The 23,460-nt window shown below is 47.8% G+C and carries 10 protein-coding genes; all 10 read left to right on the top strand.

Annotated elements, in window-relative coordinates; translation table 11 throughout:
- Positions 1-5: 5 nt before the first annotated feature.
- Positions 6-2,696, top strand: a complete 2,691-nt coding sequence (edeJ, locus tag ASG16_RS29050) for an edeine non-ribosomal peptide synthetase EdeJ (RefSeq protein WP_056487963.1) — start codon at positions 6-8, stop codon at positions 2,694-2,696.
- Between the two features lies 1 nt (position 2,697).
- The gene (edeI, locus tag ASG16_RS29045; protein WP_056487961.1) at positions 2,698-11,355 is read left to right on the top strand and encodes an edeine biosynthesis hybrid PKS-NRPS EdeI; all 8,658 of its coding nucleotides are present in this window, start codon (positions 2,698-2,700) and stop codon (positions 11,353-11,355) included.
- Between the two features lie 16 nt (positions 11,356-11,371).
- Positions 11,372-12,640, top strand: coding sequence for an ACP S-malonyltransferase (gene fabD, locus ASG16_RS29040; RefSeq protein WP_056487957.1), 1,269 nt, complete (start codon positions 11,372-11,374; stop codon positions 12,638-12,640).
- Positions 12,641-12,681: 41 nt separating this feature from the next.
- A complete protein-coding gene (locus ASG16_RS29035) occupies positions 12,682-16,047 on the top strand; it encodes a beta-ketoacyl synthase N-terminal-like domain-containing protein (RefSeq protein WP_056487954.1) in 3,366 nt (1,121 codons plus the stop codon).
- Positions 16,048-16,090: 43 nt separating this feature from the next.
- Positions 16,091-17,134, top strand: a complete 1,044-nt coding sequence (locus ASG16_RS29030) for a BtrH N-terminal domain-containing protein (RefSeq protein WP_056487951.1) — start codon at positions 16,091-16,093, stop codon at positions 17,132-17,134.
- A 25-nt stretch (positions 17,135-17,159) separates the two neighbouring features.
- Positions 17,160-17,396, top strand: a complete 237-nt coding sequence (locus ASG16_RS29025) for a phosphopantetheine-binding protein (protein ID WP_056487948.1) — start codon at positions 17,160-17,162, stop codon at positions 17,394-17,396.
- Between the two features lie 56 nt (positions 17,397-17,452).
- On the top strand, positions 17,453-18,421 hold the full coding sequence (gene sbnA, locus ASG16_RS29020; protein WP_056487945.1) for a 2,3-diaminopropionate biosynthesis protein SbnA: 969 nt from the start codon (positions 17,453-17,455) through the stop codon (positions 18,419-18,421).
- A gap of 45 nt (positions 18,422-18,466) precedes the next feature.
- The gene (gene sbnB, locus ASG16_RS29015; protein WP_056487942.1) at positions 18,467-19,435 is read left to right on the top strand and encodes a 2,3-diaminopropionate biosynthesis protein SbnB; all 969 of its coding nucleotides are present in this window, start codon (positions 18,467-18,469) and stop codon (positions 19,433-19,435) included.
- Positions 19,436-19,459: 24 nt separating this feature from the next.
- Positions 19,460-20,221 carry a ParB N-terminal domain-containing protein gene (locus ASG16_RS29010; protein ID WP_235617743.1) on the top strand — a complete coding sequence of 254 codons (762 nt, stop codon included), beginning with the start codon at positions 19,460-19,462 and terminating at the stop codon, positions 20,219-20,221.
- 164 nt (positions 20,222-20,385) lie between these two features.
- Entirely contained in the window at positions 20,386-23,445 is a 3,060-nt protein-coding gene (gene edeA, locus ASG16_RS29005) for a cyclic peptide edeine export ABC transporter EdeA (protein WP_198674285.1), read from the top strand.
- Positions 23,446-23,460 lie beyond the last annotated feature (15 nt).

The raw sequence follows: 23,460 nt of genomic DNA, 5'->3' as shown, positions 1-23,460 counted from the left end.
GGCATATGGAGACTACTATTTCGCAAAACATTCTGCTAACCAGTCGGAAATTTAGCCGGGAGGAGCAGTACTGGCATGAGAAATTACAGGGGGAGTGGACGCTCTCCCTCCTTCCAACCGAAGGGACGGAGAAGGAAGGCGATGGGGAGGAGGAGACTAAAGAAATATCTTTTGTCTTTCCAGATGATTTGAATGCTGCCGTTGCGGCCCATTGTGATCATCATCCGATGAAGCTCTACCTGTTCCTTCTGTCGACGTTTCAAATCATGCTGAATCGGTATAAGCAGACAGACGACATGATCATTCTCACGCCCGTCTTTCAGAATCCGCTTCCCCCTAATGCTTGGAATCGGGTGCTTCCGCTGCGTGTACGGATGCATCAAGAAGTTACTTTTGCAGAAGTGGCGAAAGAGGGTAAGCAACTGGTCAAAGAGGCAATGGAGCATCAGAACTATCCGTTTTCGCAAATGATGCAATGGCTTGATCTATCCGACACGGATATGAAGACACTGCTGGATACAGCCTTCGTACTAGAAAACATGCAAGATATGGCTGCTTTAGAAGGCTTGTCCCTGCAAGTGGTATTTGCATGCAAGCAAACAGAAGATGGAATTACAGGCCGTGTACGGTATGCGGGCGAGCAGTTCCAAGAGGCTGAGATCGAACGGATGATCAGCCATTATCTGCAAATTCTTCGTGAAGTCGTCGTCGATCCTAAACGGTTGGTTCACACAATCGATATGTTGACCGAGGAGGAGCGGACAGATCTGTTGTATACCCGAAATCAAACAGATGTCCTTCATTCTGCTCCCAAGCCGATCCATCAACTGATCGAGGAACAGGCAGCGCGGACGCCTCATTTAACAGCAGTTGTGTTTGGGGACAAAACCCTTACCTACGCTCAACTGAATGGCAAAGCCAATTGCCTTGCACGCATGTTGAAGGACCGCGGCATTGGAAGAGGAAGCTATGTTCCTGTCTTGATGAATCGTAGCTTGAATTTGGTCATTTCCCTGCTAGCTGTGATGAAAACAGGTGCGGCCTTTGTCCCGTTAGACGTGCAAAGTCCGAACGAACGGAAAAAGCAGCTACTGGATGAATTGGATTGTCCGGTGACCCTGATCGGGCCAGAAATACATCTGGAACCTTCATTTGTGCAAATGACACGAGCTGTAATCGTCGATGCGGATGATATCCAGGAAGAAGGGGACTTGAAGGTTCAGGTAGATGTGGACGATCCGATCTATGTGATCTATACATCTGGTTCTACCGGCAAACCAAAAGGAGCTGTCGTTCCGCATATCGGTATTTTCAATCGGTTTCGCTGGATGGATGAACACTATGGTTGCACGGAACAGGAAGCTATTTTCCAGACGACTCCCCATCACTACGACAGCTCGGTCTGGCAACTTTTCTGGCCGCTCTTGCATGGTGGCCGTACCGTCTTGCCGATTCCTGAATTCGAGATGACCCTCGATCAAGTATTGCACGCCATTTCAACCTATCAGATTACGATTACGGACTTTGTGCCGTCGGTCTTCAACCTGCTGGTGGATCAAATGGAAACACGGATGGACATACACGATTCACTTTCTTCGATTCGCCACTTGATCTTGGGGGGAGAGGAAATTACGGCTCACACCGTGCAACTGTTTCTTCAGCGGTTTCCCCACATTCGTATCACGAATCTGTATGGTCCAACGGAGACGTCTATTGGTGTTATCTACTTTGAGATCGACCATACCCATCAGGGACCGATACCGATCGGAAAGCCCATAGCCAATACGAAAATTTTGCTGCTGGATTCAAATCGTAAACTTGTTCCGGCGGGACATCAAGGAGAGATCTATATCACAGGCTTGTGCTTGGGGCATGGTTACTTGCACGATCCTGAGAAAACAGCAGCCAGCTTTGTTGACAACCCGTATCCGGAAATTGGTTATCAAAAGCTTTACCGGACAGGCGACCTTGGACGTTATCTGCCGAATGGCAATATCAAGTTCTGCGGTCGCATCGACCATCAAGTAAAAGTACGTGGGCACCGAATTGAGCTGGGCGAGATTGATGAGGTGCTCTTGTCCCACCCGCTAGTAAAAGAGTGTGCCGTTGTATTTCAAGAAAAGAAGGCTCGATTGTGCGCTTACTATGTATCGAATGCTCAGGAATTGACCGCAAGTGACTTGCGTGGTTATCTCGGCGAACGGCTTCCCGATCACATGATCCCTTCCTTTTTTGTCAGCATTGAAAAAATGCCGTTGACAGCAGGGGGCAAGATCAATCGCAAGCTACTGCCTGAAGTAGATGAGCAACAGGCGTCCGATGCAGAATATGTAGCCCCACGAAACGAGAAGGAAGAACAACTGGTTACCATCTGGAAAGAAATCCTGGGGATCGAAAAAGTGGGGGTACACGACAGCTTTTTCCAACTGGGAGGGAATTCCCTGCTGTTGCTTAAAATGCATGCACAAATGGTAAAACAAGTGGATAGCGAGATTAGCGTCGCGCATTTGTTCTCTTACTATACAATTGCCATGTTTGTGGATTTTCTCGAACAAAGAAAACAGGATCAGTTTGCATCTATGGAAGATCAAAGCGATGATGATGAATCCCTTCTGGAATTGCTGAGGGAGGTCAAGGAGGGAGTTCTCTCCGTAGACAAGGGTGCCGAATTGATCGACAAAAGGAAGGGGAAATAGGATGAGTTTGCTAAAAAAATACATCTTGGAGCAAGTGGCTGCTCATCGACTGCAAGAGAAGGAAGCACTCCCTTTGCTGAAGGAACTGTCCTCTGCCAACGTAAATACACGCCAAGATTTCGCGATCATCGGTATGGCTTGTCGTTTTCCCGGAGCCAGCAGCCTCGAAGAATACTGGAATAACTTGAAACAGGGGCACGATTCAATCAGTGATATCCCTGCTGCAAGGCTTCCAGATGTCGAGAGGGTAGCGAGAGAATTTTTAAAAGACACAGATTTCAAGTATGAGCGGATGGGGTATCTCGATCACGTGGATTTATTTGATCATGCGTTTTTCGAGATATCACCTGCAGAGGCTCGAACCATGGACCCTTATCAGCGGATGTTTCTCGAGTTGGCATGGGAAACATTTGAACATGCCGGGTATAGCGAGAAGATGATCAGCGGTTCTCCTACAGGCGTATTTCTGGGGTATTGTGACAATGAATCACAGTACCAGCGTGTGTTGAAAAACGTTGATTCGTCTTCGCTGGCTGGCAACGTTGCAGCAATTATCGCTTCACGAATTTCTTATTTGCTGAATCTGTCAGGTCCGAGCCAACTGATTAATACATCTTGCTCTTCCTCCTTGGTCGCTCTGCACCAAGCATGTCAGGCCATTGGAAACAACGATTGTCGAATGGCTCTCGTAGGTGGAGTTAATCTTTCCCTGTTTCCGATTCAACAAGATACGGACTTTGGCATCGTTTCTGTCGATCGCAAAACCAAAGCGTTTGATGACTTTGCGGATGGAACAGCATGGGGAGAAGGTCTTGGCGCTGTTCTTTTGAAGTCATACGATCAAGCAGTCAAGGACAACGACTATATCCATGCCGTGATCAAAAGCACTGCGGTCAATTGTGATGGCCGTTCAACCAGTATTACAGCGCCCAATGCGATTTCCCAGTCTGCTTTGTTGCGAACAACATGGGAGCGGGCGCGTATCAATCCAGAGAGTATCTCCTATATTGAGGCACATGGAACAGGGACAAGACTAGGCGACCCTGTTGAGATTGAGGGGATCATGCATGCCTTTCAGAAAGTTTCAAAACGTAAGCAGTTTTGCGCAATAGGCTCGGTCAAAAGTAACATTGGGCACACGATAGCAGCATCAGGTGTGGCTGGAATCATCAAGACGGCTCTGATGATGAAGCATCGCCAGATTCCGCCGACGCTGCATGTGAAGCGGCCGAATACCTTAATTCCTTTTATCGATTCACCTGTTTATATAAATGATGTACTAAAGGCTTGGGATGTAGAGGCGGACCAACCTGTGAGGAGAGCCGGCGTAAGTGCATTCGGCCTGAGCGGGACAAACGCCCACGTCATATTGGAAGAGCCTCCTAGGCGCGAGGCGACAGCCGTTTCGGAATCCGGCGATTACCTCATTACGTTATCTGCTAAAACAAGTGAGTCACTATGGGATTTACTCGAGAAATACCATGCATTTTTATCAGGGCCTTCTGAGTATTCCCTTTTGGATATGTGCGCTACTGCTAATATGGGGCGCGGACACTATCGGTATCGGCTTGCCTTCATTATCAACAGCAAAGAGGACTTTTTGCAGAAGATCCGTCGCTTGTGCGTGGAACAACGGACGGAGGACGGTACACCGCTTGTTGATGGGAACCAGGTGTTCTACGGAGCACTGAATTCTCGTGGGGAAAGTGCACTGCCAATCAGCATGCAAATAGACAGCTCTAACCCAGAAGAAATGGCAAAACAGTACGTGCGAGGAGTGCCTATCAATTGGCTAGAATACTACCGTCCAGTCAAATGGAAAAAGGTACCCTTGCCAACCTATTCCTTTGCCAAAAACCGTCACTGGGTGCAATCGGATCAACCCGTACAGGACATAGTTGAGCGGTCCGCTACTGTAGCATCTGAGGCGGCACATGAGGACGAAACAGTTGATGTTCATAAAGTTGCTTCCACCTTCTTTACTTTTGGAGAAACGTTACTGAATCAGATGAATGTCCAAAAGCAAGCGGGTTTGGAAGAGGATGAGACTTTTTATTCCGGCCTGTCATTGCTTGAATGCTTCAAGCAACTAGGTGTGTTCCACAAGCAGGAACAACTGTATACGCTGGAAGAATTGCGTGAAGCTGTAAGGTTTAATGGAAAAAATGAACACTTCTTCCAACTCATGCTTGAACTTGTCGTTAAGGCCTCTCTGGTTGAAGACGTTGAAGGAACATACCGTCTATCTGCACATGCAGAGGGTCTTGAGGCGGAAGCGTTTTATCAGGATTGTCTGGATCGCTATCCAAATGAGCATGATACGTTCTCTCAATTGAAAGCGTGTTTTGCCCATTACTCAACGAGCATGACGGGGCAGGACGTACTCGTGACGAACAACGGTACTTCCGACCTGTATAAGTCGTATGCGGATCGCATTACTCTAGGAAACCCTGCTGGACTTATGGCAGTGGAAACAATTGTCCAATATTTCCATTCGTTTAGACGTCCCGTTCGCATTTTGGAGCTCGGAGGCGGTTCCAGCAGTCTTACTCGCATGTTGCTGCCAAAGATTGAGAAACAGGATGTCACCTATCTGTTTACGGATGGTGCGCAATCGTCTCTCGCAGAGGCAGAAAAAGAGTTCCAAGAAGTGTACCCGTTTGTGCAGTTCCGTCCGTTCAACATGGAGCTGGCACCAGCCGAACAAGGCTTCGATCTACACGCATACGATGTGATCATCGCTAATAACGCTATACACAGGACGAAGGATGTTCGGGCATCCTTATCGATTTTACATCAGTTGCTTGCAGAGCAGGGCGTGCTGTTTGCGATCGAGCTCGTGAAAAATCGTTCAACGGCAAATGTGATCGGGGGGCTTGCCGCAGACTGGTGGCAGCACGAAGACACCGATCTGCGACCGCAAAACAGACTGATGGATGCTTTACGTTGGGAAAAGGCGCTTCGAGATACGAACTATCAATCGGTTGCCATTTATCCGTCGTCAACAGCGCTGGGTGATCTATCTGATTCAGCGTTATTGATCGGACATTCAGCGTATACGCCACAAGAGTATCGGGAGTGGCTTTACCAGATTCATTGGCAAACAAAAGAACTGACATCCAATCATCCGACCCAGCGTCCAGGAATCTGGCTAGTGTTTCAAGATGAAGGCGGTGTAGGAGAAACACTGGCTGACGCGATGTCATCGGACGGACATGAAGTGATCAGACTTCGCAGCGGTGACGCTTTTGCCACCGTCTCTTCCCACAAGTTCATCCTAGATCCCAGCCAGCCGGCAGATCTGCGGCGTGTGTTCGAGAGACTCGGGGACAAAAAGGAAAAGCTGACGGGGATTATTCACTTATGGAGCTTGAATACGCAAGCCCAGCAGCCAAGTCATCTCGGACAGCTAGAAGCCCTTGAGTCAGCGCAACATCTGGGAGTTTACAGCCTGTTTCATTTGACACAAGCGTTGCTTGAACTGGATCTGAAGCAGGTGCTTGATTTACGAATCGTTTCGAACTACGCACAAGCGGTAGATGACAACGGACCTGTATTTCCAGAAAAAGCTCCCTTATTTGGTCTAGCCAAGGTTATCTCGCAGGAAAATCCAAAACTGCAGTGCTTTAGCCTGGATCTCGCAACAGAGGGGCTTTCAGCATCGCAGTTGGCTGGACAGCTTCTAGCGGAAATTCGCTGCAATCGGGATGACACATTGGTTGCCTATAGAGGAAATCGCATCGTACCAGAGATGAATCGCTGCGATATCGCTAAAATACCGAAACGGCCTGTAGAGATACGCGAAAATGGCGTTTACTTGATCGCCGGAGGGACAGGCAAACTGGGACTGGCATTTAGTAAGCATCTGGCCGCTCAAAAAAATGTGACGCTCGTGCTGATTAATCGTTCTCCACTTCCACCAAACCACGAGTGGCAAGAGCGTTTACAGCATCCAGACTGCAGTGCTACTGAGGCACGAAAGCTGAGAAATCTGCTTGAGCTAGAGGAAATGGGAGCACAGGTAATTTGCTACGCAGCGGACGTGTCCAACCGTCAGCAGATGGAGGATATTTCCGAGCAAGTCCGTGCCCGTTACGGACCGATCAACGGCATTATTCAATCCGCGGCGCATATCACCTTCGAGACGATTCAGACGAAGAAGTTTTCCGATTTTCAAAATGGCTTGAAAGCGAAGATGGCGGGCACAGTCATACTCGATCAGATAGCTGAACCGGAGCATTTGGATTTCTTTGTGATCTTCTCATCACTTGCTTCGATTTGGGGTGGAGCGACTGGAAGTGACTATGTCTCCTCCAACTGCTTCCTGGATGCCTATAGTGCAGCCCGCAGTCGAACGGGAAAACCAACGATAGCGTTAAACTGGTATGCGTTTGAAGGAATAACAGGTCCTGGTTTTATCGGTTACATGCCGATGGATGGAGCGATACAAGCCTTTGATGCATCGCTGTCTTGCCAAACTGAACACCTGATCATTGGACAATTTGATTTGCAAGTGCTGAAGGAATGGGCACCGTCTCTGAAAGTAAAGCTCGGAGATACGATCTTTGCAACCAGAAAGTCTCATAAAGAACGCGAAGCACCATCCTCAGTGACCATGCAAAACCGAGTTGTTTTGTCTGGCAGGGAGGAAGGCGATCGCTACACTTTGTTGGAGCAAGCTTTAGGTCAGATTTGGTCCGATGTGTTGGGCTACACCGAATTAAGCATCGACGACGACTTTTTCAGGCTGGGTGGCGATTCTCTTCTGGCAATCGGTATCGTTTCCCGTGTCTCCAAGCAAATGCAAAAAGAGATGACGATCACCGACCTATTTCAGACACCGACGATCCGTCAATTGGCTGTATTGATGGCTCCGAATGAAGAAACAGCAGTGTCAGCGATCCCTGTAGCAGAGCATCGGGATGCTTACCCCGCCACCTCATCTCAGCAAAGAATTTATGTGCTGGAACAAATGCAGGAGGGGGCAGTTGCCTACAACATCCCTACAATCATGATGCTTGAAGGAGAGCTGGACAGAGAGGCTTTCGAACGTGCGTTTGTCTCGCTGGTGCAGCGTCATGAATCGTTGCGTACCTCATTTTCCATCGTGGATGGAGTTTTGATGCAAACCGTTCAACCGAGCGTAGATTTTACGTTGGCGTATAGTGAAGTTGACGAGAACGAGGCCAAGAGAACGGTCGAACAATTTATTCAACCATTTGACTTGTCAAAAGCGCCGCTTGTTCACGGTATGCTCATTCGCATCGATGTTAACAAACATTTGTTGCTGTTCGACATGCATCACATTGTTTCCGATGGTGTGTCCATCAATATTTTGATTCGCGAGTTCTTCCAATTGTATCAGGGACTCGAGTTGCCCAAGCTGCGGATTCAATATAAAGACTACAGCGTGTGGCAAACAGAACAACTGGGCAATGGGGTATTGGCCGCTCAGGAGAAATTCTGGCTAAAAGAGCTGGATGGAGAACTTCCTGTCCTTAATCTGCCTACGGATCATCCTCGACCGTCCGTTCAGAGCTTCGAGGGAGATGTCCTGACCTTTGAGATTCCTCAAGAGATGACAGAAAAGATACTGGCACTGGCAAAAAACAATGGTTCAACCTTGTACATGACGCTACTGGGAGCGCTCACCATTCTGCTGTCGAAATACGCTGGCGAAGAAGACATTATTATTGGATCGCCAGTGGCTGGCCGTCATCATGCAGACTTGGAAAACATCGTGGGTGTCTTTCTGAACACGCTGGCGATGAGAAACTTCCCGCGAAGCGATCGAACCGTGACGGATTTCCTTCAGGAGGTAAAAGAACGTGCACTTGCTGCACTCTCTCATGCCGATTATCCGTTCGAAATGCTGGTGGATCGCCTGACGCTGCCAAAAGATACGGCGCGCAACCCACTGTTTGATGTGATGTTCATTTTGCAAAATACCGGTGATGCGAAGGGAAGCATGAGTGCGAATGGGCTGACGCTCTCTCCTTATCCATTTGAACAGCGCTCTGCCCAGTTTGATCTGACCTTTGACATCATTGAGCGAGAACAGCGCCTGATTGTCGATATCGAATACAGCAACAAGCTGTTCAGCAAAGAAACGATCGCGTCGATGTCCACACACTTCCAGAAGATTCTGGAGGAGATGGTGGAAGATCCGCAACAGTTAATCGGCAATATGTCCATACTGGCAGCAGAAGAACGCTTGCTGCTGATAGAGCAATGGAATGACACGAGTTTGGAATACGCTCGTGAAAAAACAGTCGTCCAGCTCTTTGAAGAAGTAGCGGCAATACAGCCGAACGCGTTAGCTGTAGCATGCGGAGATGAGAAAGTTACTTATGCGGAATTAAATAAGCGAGCAAACCAAGTGGCCCGTTTGATCAAGAAACATAGCGTCACTGCGGATACTTGCGTGGGTCTTTTGACAAATCGCTCTGTGGAAATGATGGTTGGACTCTTGGCGATCTTGAAAGCAGGAGCTGCGTTTGTCCCGATTGATCCGCACTATCCAGAAGATCGTATCTCTTACGTTTTGGAAAACAGCATGACTCGCCTCGTCTTAACCCACGATTCTCTGGCAGAAAAGCAGTGGAGAAGTGTTGTGCGAGTAGACGTAAACGATCCCCGGATGGAGATGGAAGACGACACCAATCTTTCGCCACAGGCTACACCTGGCGACCTCGCCTATGTTATTTACACATCGGGTTCTACAGGCAAGCCTAAAGGCGTTATGGTTGAGCACGGCAATTTGATGAGCTTCTGCTCAGGGATCGGGGAACACATCGATTTTGCCAGCGCAGATAAAATGCTGGCTGTGACGACGATTTCGTTTGATATTTTTCTGCTTGAAACGATTGTACCGCTGACGAAAGGGATGACCGTAGTCATAGCAACCGAACAGCAGCAAGCCGATCCGCAGGTGCTCAAGGAGTTGATTTTGCAGGAAGAGATCACTTTCCTTCAACTGACTCCATCCCGTCTACAGCTCATGCTGGAAGAGAAGAGCAACTTGCACGTACTTGACTGCCTGAAAGCGATCCTGCTCGGAGGAGAAGCCCTTTCATCGTCGTTGTTCCAACGGATTCGCACACAGACCAAGGCGAGACTTTACAATCTGTACGGACCGACTGAAACAACGATCTGGTCTACGGTGCAGGACTTGACCGACGCAGAGGAAGTAACGATTGGCGCGCCGTTGCCCAACACACAAGTCTATATCCTCGACGAGCATCTCCAAGTGCAGCCGATGAAGATCACTGGCGATCTTTACATTGCAGGGGATGCGGTAACGAGAGGCTACTTCGCTCAGCCAACACTGACGGCTGAGCGCTATATCCCTAATCCGTTCAAACCTGGTCAACGTATGTACAAAACAGGTGATCTCGCGAGATGGCTGCCGGATGGGCGGATTGAATATGTGGGACGATCCGATTTTCAGTGCAAAGTACGCGGTTATCGAATCGAATTGGGTGAGATTGAAAGTGCCCTTTCTCAGCATCCGAATATTACGGAAGCGGTGGTCAGTGTACGAGATACCGCCAGTAATCCTTACCTGTCTGCGTATTATATGGCAAAGCAAACGTTGGACAGTGATGAATTACGAGCCATGCTGAGCAAAAGTTTACCTGATTACATGATTCCGAATTTTTATACGCATATGAGTATGTGGCCCCTGACACCAAACGGAAAACTGGATCGCAAATCATTGCCAGAGCCTGATGCTCTCCAAGACAAGCACACTGAATACCAAGCCCCGGCTACCAGACTGGAAGAACAGGTGGCTGACATTTGGCGGGAAGTGCTTAAACGTGAAACGGTCGGAATGCAGGATAACTTCTTCCACATAGGCGGTAATTCGCTTTTACTGGTGCAAGTTCATGCCAAGCTTGAACAGCTTTACCCTGGACGGGTTCGTATTGCCGATTTGTTCGCCCATCCTACGCTGTCTGGTCTAACCAACTTTTTGAAGAACACCGCTTTAGATGTAACAGATGAACAAGAGGAAATCGATACGACCGCTTATTGGTTGAAGGAGCTGGATCGTGTCTCGCTGATCGAGTTGCCGCCTCAGTATTGGGCTAATGGAGAAGGGAATGCGGACGCAAACTGGGTCCAATTCTCACTTACTGATGATCTGTTTGAAAATGTGCAGCAGGTCAGTCAAATGGAGGCTGTGGCGGTTAGAGACGTTCTGCTTTCAATGTACCTGTACCTCATGGCGGAATTGACAGGACAGCAGGATCTTTATATGGAAGTGGCTGTCGCCAAGGAGCTGCAAACGAGTGCCTATCCATTCCGGGTGAACATGTCAGAGGTCAACACCTTCTTCGACCTATTCAAACAGGTGCAGCAGAAACGACAGTTCATCGAAAACATGACTGGAGAGGTCACATTGTGGCTAAAAAAATTACGGACGGATCGCAACGGCGGAACGATTATTCCATTCTTCGGCAGTGTCAATGAGTTTACAGATGTATCGTTCACATACCATGAACATGAGCTTTCCTTCTGGATCAAGGAAGGAAAAGACGTGATTGATATTGTGTGTGCATTCGACCCTAATTGTCTCCGGGCAGAAAAAGTCACGGAGATGACGCAGGATTACCAGCAATTGCTCAGGATGCTAGTGAATGAATACATGACGTAGAGAAGGGTGATCAAAAATGGACAAAATCGCACTCTTATTCCCGGGACAAGGTTCGCAATATGTTGGAATGGGCCAAGCATTATGTGAGGCCCATCCCATTGCCGCTCGCACCTTTGAAGAAGCAAGTGATGCGCTTGGATTTAACCTGCAAACACTTTGTTTTGCAGGGGATGTACAAGAATTGACCAAAACAGAGCACGCACAGCCTGCAATCCTGACGGCAAGTGTCGCAGCCTTCCGCGTTTATTCACAGGAAATGAACATCGAACCGAAGTGGGTGGCCGGTCACAGTCTGGGCGAGTTTACGGCCCTGACTTGTGCCGGTGCTATCCAGTTTGCAGATGCTGTCCGCCTTGTCTATCGGCGAGGTCAGTTCATGCAGGCGGCCACGCCGCAGGGTGTCGGTGCCATGTCAGCAATCTTCGGGTTGAATGCTCAACTTGTCGAGGAGATTTGTCGGGAACATTCTCGTGACGATGCGATCGTCGTGGTCGCGAATCATAACTCTGCTGATCAGATTGTCATTTCCGGACATGCACATGCGGTGCGGCTAGCAGAAGAAGCGTGCAAGCAGCATGGCTCGACTTCCGTTGTCAGCCTCAAGGTGAGTGCGCCTTTCCATTCGCCTCTCATGGTGCAAGCCGCGGAACAATTAAATGAGGAATTGAAGCGATACACGTATTGCGATCCCAAATGGCCTGTGATTTCCAATGTAACAGCACAACCATATGTCCATGCTGATCAACTTGTCGATTTGCTCACAGCCCAGACAACAAGCCCTGTTCGCTGGCAATCCACGATGGATTACTTTGTAAAACAGGGAGCGAATACCGTAATTGAGCTCGGTCCCAAAAATGTTCTAACAAATTTGGCCAAAGGATATCCCCTGCGCGCCTTTGCCTTTGACAAGCAGGGGGAGATCAATCGTTATCAGCAAGAGCTTCAGGATGCCAAAGCTCGTAATCAAGCAACAATTGCCCAATTCGTCGATTCTTGCATTACGATTGCTGTTTGCACGAAAAACCGCGGTCTCGATGAAGAGGCGTACCAGCAAGGAGTGATCGCTCCTTATCAAGCTCTTCAACAACTAAGGCAACAGTTGGAACAAGGAGAAAAAGAGGGGGGCTACGGAGATGTACGCGAAGCTTTTTCTCTGCTTCGTTTGATCTTGCAAACAAAAAAAGCTCCTGACGCGGAACAAGCCATGCGCTTTGAACAGTTGACTAGCAAACCAGACTTGCAACAGCGATTCCCTGAGATCGGCAAGGAATGGCAAGCGAGCTAAGCCGAACCAGGTGAGCAGAGGACCCAAGGAGGAAGAATGCAGTGAGCAAGCCATTAGGACTGAACCGAGTCAAACTGAATAAACAGCAGACGGATGCTCATTCAACAGCCAGCAAACCCAATCAACAAGATATTGCAGTGATTGGTGCTGCTTGCCGATTCGGAAGCGCAGAAAACCCGGCAGACTTTTGGCGTCTGTTGCAAGCTGGTCAAGATTGTGTGAGAGAGCTTCCCAAAGAGCGCCAGAACGATTTGATACCATTGTTACTCGCCAAAGGGTTGACGATGGAGCAAATTCAATTTCGAGAAGCTGCCTACCTGAATGAAATTGATAAATTCGATCCGCAGCTCTTCGGTCTTTCTCCTAAGGAAGCCAGCCAGATGGACCCAAACCAGCGCTTATTTTTGCTGACATGCTGGGAGGCGATTGAGGACGCCGGATATGGTGGAACAATGCTCGCGGGCAGCCGTACAGGTGTATATCTGGGGTTTAGCAGTGATTTTGGTGAAGAGTATAGACGAATGATTCGAGAGCTGGACCCAGATGCGCTGTCCACCTCAATCATTGGCAATATGAAATCGGTGATCGCTTCTCGTGTCTCCTACCTATTGGATCTCAAAGGTCCGAGCATGCTTGTGGATACGTCCTGCTCCTCGTCGCTGATGGCTGTTCATCTAGCATGCCAGGCGATTCGTCGAGGAGAATGCGAGATGGCGCTGGCCGGGGGTGTCAAGCTCATCTTGCTGTCTTTACAAGATGGAAGCAATGATTTGGGAATTTTATCGCAATCTGGTCGTACCAGACCTTTTGACAATGATTCAGACGGTACGGGTGTTGGTGAAGGTGTTGGCTCCGTTTTCCTGAAGCCGTTGACAAAGGCTCTGGCGGATGGGGATTCGATTTATGCCGTAATCAAGGGAAGTGCCGCCAATCAAGATGGACATTCTTTCGGGCTTACAGCACCTAATTCATTGGCACAAGCCGAAGTGATTCAGCAGGCATGGAAAGACGCGCAAATTGACCCCGAGACCCTTTCCTATATCGAGGTGCACAGCATAGGCACCAAGCTGGGCGATCCGATGGAGATGGACGGGCTGGAGAAAGCGTTTCGCCGATACACAAACCGCCGCCAATTTTGCGGGATCGGTTCCGTAAAAACGAACATCGGTCACACCGACCACGTAGCGGGGATGGCAGGTCTTTTCAAGGTGATTCTGTCTCTGAAACAAAAGCAGATACCTCCGCATTTACACTTTCAGCGGGCGAATCGGATGATTCCTTTTGAACAATCTCCCATTTACATCCACGACACATTGACCGAGTGGGAACCAGAGCAAAGCGTGCGACGGGCTGGAATCAGTTCCTTTGGGATGAGTGGAACCAATGTGCACCTCGTAGTAGAGGAAGCACCATTCATACAGCCTCCCAAGCAAGACGAAGAGATTCAGGCTATCGCTTTATCCGCTAAAAGCGAGGCGAGCTTGCTCAACCTGTTGCTCCGTTTTCAGAAGTGGACCAGCAAGCCTGTGGAGGAACTGCCGACATTGGAAAGTCTCAGCTTTACGGCAAATACGGGTCGTAGTCACTATGGCTACCGCTTGCTGCTTATTTGCAGGGACATGGACGATTTTGCCGCAAAAATCTCCAAGCTGTGCGTGAGCGACTGGACAACACTTTCTGAACCAGATATTTTCTTTGGCTGGCACAAGGTTATCTCGGAGGAAAAAGCAGATAGAGAGCCTGGGATCGTGACTGAGGCAGAACAACAAGCATTGAATAAGGCGGCCAATGAACTTTTGCAAAAGCTTTTATTGGCTCAAAGCAAAGAGTTATCTGATCTGAAAGAGCTCGGCGAATTGTATGTGAGTGGAGCAGATGTACGCTGGAGTGCTATGTACACGTTCAAAAAGCCGCGCCGCGTGCACCTTCCTGTTTATCCGTTTGAGCGGAAGCGTTGTTGGCTGGAAATCTCTTCTCTTCATTCTCTTGGCAAGGATGCCGGGAGAGAAAAAGACAATGTCGCTCACCAAAAATTTGGAGATGCGAAGCTGCCAAACGTGGTGCTACGTGGGAGAAAACAGGATACGTACACCGTTTTGGAGCAAGAGCTGGCTCACATTTGGGGATATGTTCTGGGGCTTGAAGAAGTAGATGTCCATGACAATTTTTACGAGCTGGGTGGGGACTCGATCATCGCGATTCGCATGATCAGCGAAATCTCCAAGCGGATGAACCGAGAAGTAGAGGTACAAGACCTGCTTACCTATTTGACGATTTCCGATTTGGCTGCTTATCTTGATGCGGCTGGGTATGAAGTTGAGCAGGTTGCGAAAGCAGAGGCAGCTGCTACTACAGTCCAAACGGTTCAACAACGAAACGCAAAATCATGGCAAGGTACGCAAATCAAGCGCAGCTCGTATGCCGATGTCAGTCATTTATCCTGGCGTCAATGGAATTGTTATGATCGCGGCCTCGCTTTATTAATGGAGGAGCAGGATGCCCATCTGATTCCGTATTTTAAGCTTTTTCTCGGTTTGAAACGCAGCTATCAGCTTGATGCTGAGGGGTACCCCTATTCGTATCGGGAACATGCTGAGGTTATGGGTTATTTGTCGGATGAGGAGATGCTTTACAAATTTGGCTATCGGGTCAAACTCGTGCCTGTCGCTCGTCTGGATGAATTGCATGAGTCGATCATTCGCCAATTGGATCAAGGCAAGCCCGTAATGGTTGCGTTTGACGAGTACTACACCTTTTATACGCCGAAATACCAGAAGGAACATACTGATCATCTCACTGTCATCACTGGTTATGACCATGACAAGCAGGTTTATACGATCATTAATCACAATCATTTGACTCGCGGGCAAGCGCAGCGAATCCAGTACGATAAATTTTCCACAACGTACCAAACGCTTGAGGAGATTTATGCAAATCTAGAGCCGCATTCCAGGCTGATCATGGTGCTCGATCGCGTTACAGATGACGAAGCAATCTTGCGTGCCAGCGCGGAACAGGAGTTGCTGCGTTTACTAAAAGCGGTCGAGAGTAAACAGCAAGTTGGCCGTGAGCTAACGCTGTTGCTTTCACTTACGGAGCAGCCAGACACCTATTTTCATGAAGCCAATTTAAACGAGCTCTACGTTCAATTAGGCGGGAAAGAACTGTGGGTGGAAACATTATTGGACTGGTATATTCCACAGGGGGATCAGTCTGTACGCGAACTGGCGGAGGAGATTTTGCAGATATCCAATAACGTGGTGAATCGCTATGCCCTTAGCTTATATAAAGAAAAAATGGTGAAGCGATCTGACATGGAAGCTGCTATCGATAAGTTGAGGTCTCTCACTCGTCAATTTCTGCAACAAGTATTCGCCTTGCGAGAATGTGACTCGGATATCCGATAGTCGCATGTGATTACTATTACGATAGACAGGAAGGAGAGTGCTCATGTCACTCACCGAGATTCAACCGAGTAAGCATCCGAACCTGGATTGCATCGGCGCTTCTATCTACACGGTTCTGAAATACCGGAACTTTTCCGCCTTGGAAACAGCTTGGAAGCAGTGCGGTGCCATCTATCTGAAAACGCAAGATTCTCCTTATGGAGATATAAACGGTCAATACATGAGAACAGTCGCTGAGCTCACGTGGATTCACAATATCCGCGTAGAAGGAGGGGCTGAACCGCAAGATGACCTGTTTTTGGCAAATATACAAGAACGTTTGGAACGGGAGATACCAATAATCGTCCTCTGCAATATGGCAGAACTCCCGTACAACCCTTATTATCAGGACCTGGCTGAAATGCATAGCATCATTGTCACAGGTAGAGAAGATAACCAGCTTCTGATCGTCGATGATTACTACCGGTACAAAGGTCTGTTGCCCATCGAGCAATTTTTACAGGCAAGCAACTCTTCCTATCGGGATGCGGGCACAGGCGAATGGTATCCACTCCACAATCGTTCCTTTGAATTGGTACTCTCGGATTCCCTGCATCCGACGCCAGATCAGTTGCTTGAAGCAGTCACGAGTAATCTCAGCGTACTAGAGGGGCGTTGCGACACAAGTCGAATCAAGCGGGAGTTGGATCTACCCGACGATGTCAACGTCGAGGTTGGGCTAAAATCCCTTGATCCTTTTCTCAAAGACGTAGAGGCTTTTCTCGCTAGCGGAGTGGAGATCACAGATGATCATCTCGATATCCTTAACCACAGCTTGATCAGCATGGCACAAACACGAGCGATGTATGCCAATGTCTTGCAGGCGATCAGTGAAAAGTACGAAAATTTTGGTGATCTTGCCGAGCAGTATCGCAGTATCGGACATCAATGGAAAATTACGACCAATATGATTTTGAAGGCTTTTGACAGTAATCGCAGTGACATGGTTCATCGCGTTCTGCAAAAAATCAGCATCATTAAAACGCAGGAATTTGAGGCGGTCACAAAAACAAGAGAAGTACTGGAACGGGTTGGCGTTGTTGTGTAAGCATCTAGCACATGGAGGTACTCCTATGGAAAGGGAAAACGAAGTATACGAGACACTCCTCCGGTTGTTTTCTGAGTACGTGAACGAAAGCGGAGAACTTACGGAGTACATTGATTCATTGACCTTTATCAAGTCGGTCGTAAAGGTGGAAAAAGAGTTTGGCATTGAATTCGATGATGACATGCTCCATTTAGATAACTTTCAAGATATGAAAACGTTGGCAGGTTACATCCAGCAAAAAATGGATACAAAATCTGCCTGATCGAAGGGTCAAGATGTATACGGTCGATCGAATGAAATCGGGAGTGAGGGCTCAACATGCTAACAAAAATGATGGCCATAAGTCACATGATTGGCAATACGCCTTTAAACAAACTTGAGCATGAGCACATCAATCTGTTTTGCAAGCTGGAATACAACAACCTCATGGGGAGTGTAAAAGTGAGGCCGGCCTTTTACATATTACAGGAGGCGATCAAAAGAGGCGAGATCACGCAGGAAACGACCGTAATCGAGTCTTCTTCGGGAAATTTTGCTATCGCTTTGGCGACATTGTGCAAGCGACTGGGAATTAAATTTATTCCAGTCATTGATCCAAATATCAATCCCGTCTATGAGAACTTGCTCAGGGTAATTTCCCATGAGGTCGTGAAAGTAACGGATCGTGACGAGACAGGAGGATTTCTCCTAACGCGCATCCAAACGGTCAATCGCCTGCTGAATGAGACGAATAACTCGTTTTGGACCAATCAGTACGGAAATCCGGATAGCGCTCGAGCCCATTACTACGGACTGGGAGCCGAGATTGCAGACAGCTTCGAGACATTGGATTACGCTTTTATCGGCGTTAGCTCTGGTGGCACGATTACTGGAATCTCACAGCGATTGAAGGAACGTTTTCCGGACATAAAAATCATTGCTGTCGATACGGTAGGATCGGTGATTTTCGGACAAGAACCACAAAAACGTTACATCCCGGGAATTGGATCGAGCATGCGGCCTGACATACTCAAGGGCGCGATTATTGATGAGGTTGTTCATGTTTCGGAGGAGGACACAGTCAAGGCTTGCTATCAGCTATACGCTGAGCATGGCATTTTTGCTGGAGGATCTTCTGGGACTTCCTATTGGGCAATTGAAAACTACTTCAAAGATCAACAGTACGCCGTTAAGCCAAATGTCGTCTTTTTATGCCCAGACGGCGGTATGCCCTATGTCAATACTGTATACAACCAGGAATGGGTTTCGTGGTTGCATCAGCAAAAGCATTCTTTCGTTGGCAATTAAGCAGTGTCCAATAAATCTACTACGATAAGCAGGGTGGGATATACGATGTTATATCTAAACACGAGTGATATTGAAAAAGTCGGCAAGAATTGGAAGGAAACGATTGATGTCATTGAACATGCTGTGCATTCCTTACAAAAGGAAGATTATGCACAGCCAATTAAACCATATTTGCGATACCATGACATGTCAAATCGCATTATTGCTATGCCAGCATTTGTAGGCGGAGATACCTACATGGCGGGAATCAAGTGGATTGCCAGTTTCCCGAAAAACCTCCAAGAGGGTATCCAACGCGCGCATTCAATTACCATCCTGAACGAAGCTAAAACGGGTAAGCCTGTGGCAACAATTAATACGGCCCTGGTCAGCGGCATTCGAACTGCTTCTGTTTCCGGTCTTCTCCTCAAGTATTACGAACAAGTACGTCCCCTGCAAAATGTAACGGTCGGAATTATCGGATTTGGCCCGATTGGCAGACTTCATCTGCAAATGGTTACGGCCATGTTAGGAGAGAAGATCGACAAGGTGGTTCTCTATGACATTGCAGGTATCCAGCAGGAGCATATTCCGGCCGAGATAAAAGAGAAAACGATTATCGCGCAAACGTGGGAAGAAGCATACTGCGAGGCAGATGTGTTCATTACGTGCACGGTGTCACCTCATGGTTTTATTGACAAGCAACCAAAAGGACAGTCTTTGTTGTTAAATGTATCGTTACGCGATTTCACACCAAAAATTCTCGACTATACTCGCTCCATTATCGTAGACGACTGGACTGAAGTTTGCCGTGAGAATACGGACATCGAGATCATGCATCTGGAGAGAGGCTTGCAAAAAGAAGATACCAAATCCATCACAGATATCGTCTGCCTTGACCAGATGAAAGAGTTTCCACAAGATGAGCCCATCATGTTTAATCCGATGGGGATGGCGATTTTTGATATCGCTATTGCTGCCTACTATTACAAACAAGCACTCTCGCAGGGGATCGGAACTCACTTGCAAGACTAACTGGAGGTTACCATTTTGTACGATGTGCTGGCAAATCTAAAACTGGTAGAGTCATCTCGTATTTGTTTGCACGAGTCACATGAAAACAAGCGACTACACAAGACCAGACAGATCATTGAGGAGGAAGGGATTTTGCGCCATCCTCCGCTGGCGATTCTCATGCAAAACGGTCAGTATTTGATCATTGATGGTGCACATCGGACCTTTGCTCTTCAAGCACTTGGGTGCAAACATATCCCCGTACAGGTAGTGGAGCATGAGGATTTTCACTTGGATATGTGGGATCATATTGTGCCAGTTGCTGCATGGTTGCAATCAGTGGAGCAGGATTCTGTGTTTCGGTGGGAAACAGAGCGTTTAGGAGAAACGCCTGTGGCAGAAATGAAGATAGGGAACAAAGAACGCTTCTATCTGTATCCAAAGGAGAATCGGCAGGATGATGAGTGGCGAATGACGCTATGGCGTCAATTAGTGGACAGTTACAACTATAGCCACCCGGTGCATCGTCTGCCCACAGGGATGCTTGAATGGCCGGAAACAGGAGCCGCCTTGATACGGTTCCCGCCCATCAGTCTAGCGGAATTGGAGCGTATCGTATCGGAAGGGCATGTTTTGCCTGCGGGTGTTACTCGTTTTGAAATAGACGGGCGTCTATTAAACTTGTGTATTCCGATTAGCCTATTGAAACAGGAGCAAATCGAGCGAGAACAGTGGGAGCGATTGGTTAAAAAATGGAGAGAAACCTTGCGCCTCTACTCGAAACCCGTGTATATGTGCGATGCGTAATAAGAAACCGTGGCGAGTGTGATTCGTCACGGTTTCTATCCAATCCCAATTACACACGTACTCGTTTACTTGCGGGTGCGGTCTTTCCCACAGACGCAGTGCCTAAAAAGGAGTGGATCATTCTGCAAAAGATCAAAGATGGGTCGAGAAGGAAACTAGCATTCTTGCTGATGTGTCTGGTTCTCGTATTTTCCGGGAGTATGCCTGTGTACGCAGAAACGATCGTTCGACAGGATGCGGAAATCGCAACAGCAATCGAACAGCTAGTCAATAAAACCATGGAGTCGGAAAAAATCCCGGGTGCAGCCGTTGTGGTCGTCAAAGAGGGGAAAACGATTTACAAGCAATCGTTTGGATATTCCGATGTCCAAAAGCAGGAACGGATAACTGCTGACACATTGTTTGAAATCGGATCGAACTCCAAAGCCTTTACGGCGCTAGCCATGCACCAGCTGGTCGAGCAAAAACGTCTTTCGCTGGATGATCCTGTTCAGAGCTTTATACCGTGGTTTACCGTTACATATAAAGGACAACCGGAAACGATCCTGATCAAGGATTTGCTGTACCATACCAGTGGGATTCCATTTGAAAGCATTGGCTCCATACCTGTCTCTTCTAGCGAGAATGCAATCGAAGAAACAATTCGAGCGCTCAATCATACAGAGCTGGCACGTAAGCCAGGGACAGCGTATGAATACGCCACATTTAACTATGATGTACTTGGCTATATTATTGAAAAAGTGACCGGAGTATCATTTGAGCAGTATGTGCAGCAACAAGTCATTGCCAAATTGGGACTAACCCATACCTTAATGAAGGCACAGGCACCCGAGTGGGATATGGCAAAAGGGCACAAAATCAGCTTCTTTTCTCCAAAAGTGTATAATGCGCCTGATTATCGTGGAAACACGCCGGCTGGTTATGTCGTATCCAACCTGAACGACATGGAACGATGGCTGAAGATTCAGCTAGGGGTGGAGTCGTCTGCGTTTCGTACGGAGTTGGTGCGTGCCTCACATCTTCCTGACCGATCGGTACCTCCAGCGGCGGACGGTTCCTCGTATGCGTCAGGCTGGATGATTTATCAGGATGGTGGGGGGCAAATTTCGCACGGCGGCAACAACCCTGGCTTCTCGTCGTACATGGTGTTTCGCCCAGAGGAAAAGCTGGGAGCCGTGGTATTGACCAATACAAACTCGTTGAACGCATTTGTCATCGCGGAAGGGGCCGTCAATCTCGTATTAGGCAAAGAAGTGCCAGTAGTCGTGTCTGACACCAATCTTCAAGCGGATCGTATGGCAAGCATTTCTCTCGTGATCCTTGGTATCCTTTTGTTGGTACTTAGTGGGGGGATCGTGCAGATTTTCGTGCAAGTCTATCGAGGAGAACGAAAACTCGCCGCGAATGCGGGGCGAATCTGTTTTGCATCCTTTGTTGCATTTGTTGTCATGGGCAGCGTTTTGACAGCCGCCTTATACTATTTGCCAGATGTTTTTTTTATGGGCTTACCATGGCCGTTTATCGAGGTCTGGCTTCCAATTACCATTTTTTACGCCATGTACGCATTGGTAGCTGGACTTGCTTTGTTTAATGTGTACATCACACTCATCCGTTTGTTCCCGAAATCGCAAGAAACATCCATGACGTCTATTGTCATACAGGGGCTTATCAGCGGATTCGGGAATGCGTTGATTATTTTTATGATCAATCTGGCGCTCACTTCTACGAACAAGTTTCATGCATCCATTTTCCTGTATTTTCTCCTGGGTATCTTGTTGTATATCGTTGGGGAGAAAATGATGCGTAGCCGACTGATTGTGATCACAAATGAAATCGTCTACGAAAAAAGAATGGAACTGATCCGCAAAATCTTTCGGACCCCTTATCAAAAGTACGAGACACTTGATAACGGTGAAATATATGCGGGGTTAAATAACGATACGGAAACGATCAGTACGTTTGCCAATAGTGTCGTTGTGGCACTGACGAGTGCGGTTACACTCGTGTTTTGCTTCATTTATCTGGGCTCGCTGGATCTATACGGATTTTTGTTTTGTCTGGCTGTCATTTTTGTGGCAGTAGGCTTGTATACGCTGGCAGGTCGCTTTGCAAACAAAGTATGGGAGGAAACCCGAGACATCCAAAATGTGTTTTTCTCCTATATTACCGATATGATCGGAGGCTTTAAGGAGCTGTATCTGACGCAGGCACAACGAAATGAATTCGAAGAAGACATGGAAAGAAGCTGCTCTGACTATCGACATAAGAAATCAGCGGGCCAATTTAAATTTGTAAACGTGTATTTGATTGGGGAATTGCTATTCGTTGTGGTAATCGGAACGGTTGCCTTTTTATTCCCGGTTCTTTTCCCTTCGCTTCAAAAAGAGATGCTGATTAGTTATGTGTTTGTCTTTCTGTATATGACAGGACCCGTTCACGGTATTTTGAATGCAGTACCGGAGTTGATTCGGATCAAGATCAGTTGGCAGCGACTGAATGCGTTACTTGATTCGTTATCAGTGGAAACGAGAAGAGAAGAGGAGAGCTTGGCGGAGCGGAACGAGCAAGACTTTGAGTCGTTTTCAACGGAACAGGTGCGTTTTCGATACAAAAACAAGGAGGGCGAAGAGTTTTCCGTAGGGCCGCTGGACTTCTCCTGCCAAAAAGGGGAGATCGTCTTCATTGTTGGTGGCAACGGTAGCGGGAAGTCAACGTTTGCCAAGCTGATTACCGGATTGTACGAGCAGGATGAGGGCGAGTTTTTCATGAACGGACAAAAAGTGAGTGCTGATCAACGCTGCGAATTCTTTTCTGCGATCTTCAGTGATTTTTATCTGTTTGAGAAGATGTATGGAATCGATTACCAAGCGAAGCAAGAGGAAGTGAGCAAATATTTAGAGGTGCTTCGCATCGCTGACAAAGTAGAAGTGGATGAAACGGGAACGTTTAGCACGACGAAGCTGTCTACGGGTCAGCGTAAGCGTCTTGCCTTAATGCTCAGTCTGGTAAGAAACCGGCCCATTTTCCTCTTTGACGAGTGGGCAGCGGATCAAGATCCAGAGTATCGTCAATTCTTTTACGAATCCCTGCTGCCAGAAATGAAAAGACAGGGCAAATGTGTCATCGCGATCACACACGACGATCGCTACTTCTATCTTGCTGATCAGGTAGTGAAAATGGAGAGTGGGCGAATTATTTCGCAGCAAACACTTGCGCATGCCTGATGGAAAAGCAAGCAG

Source organism: Brevibacillus sp. Leaf182 (assembly GCF_001423865.2).
Lineage (GTDB): Bacteria > Bacillota > Bacilli > Brevibacillales > Brevibacillaceae > Brevibacillus > Brevibacillus brevis_C.
The sequence above is the reverse complement of the archived record's forward strand: the minus strand, read 5'-3'. Positions and strand labels throughout refer to the sequence as shown.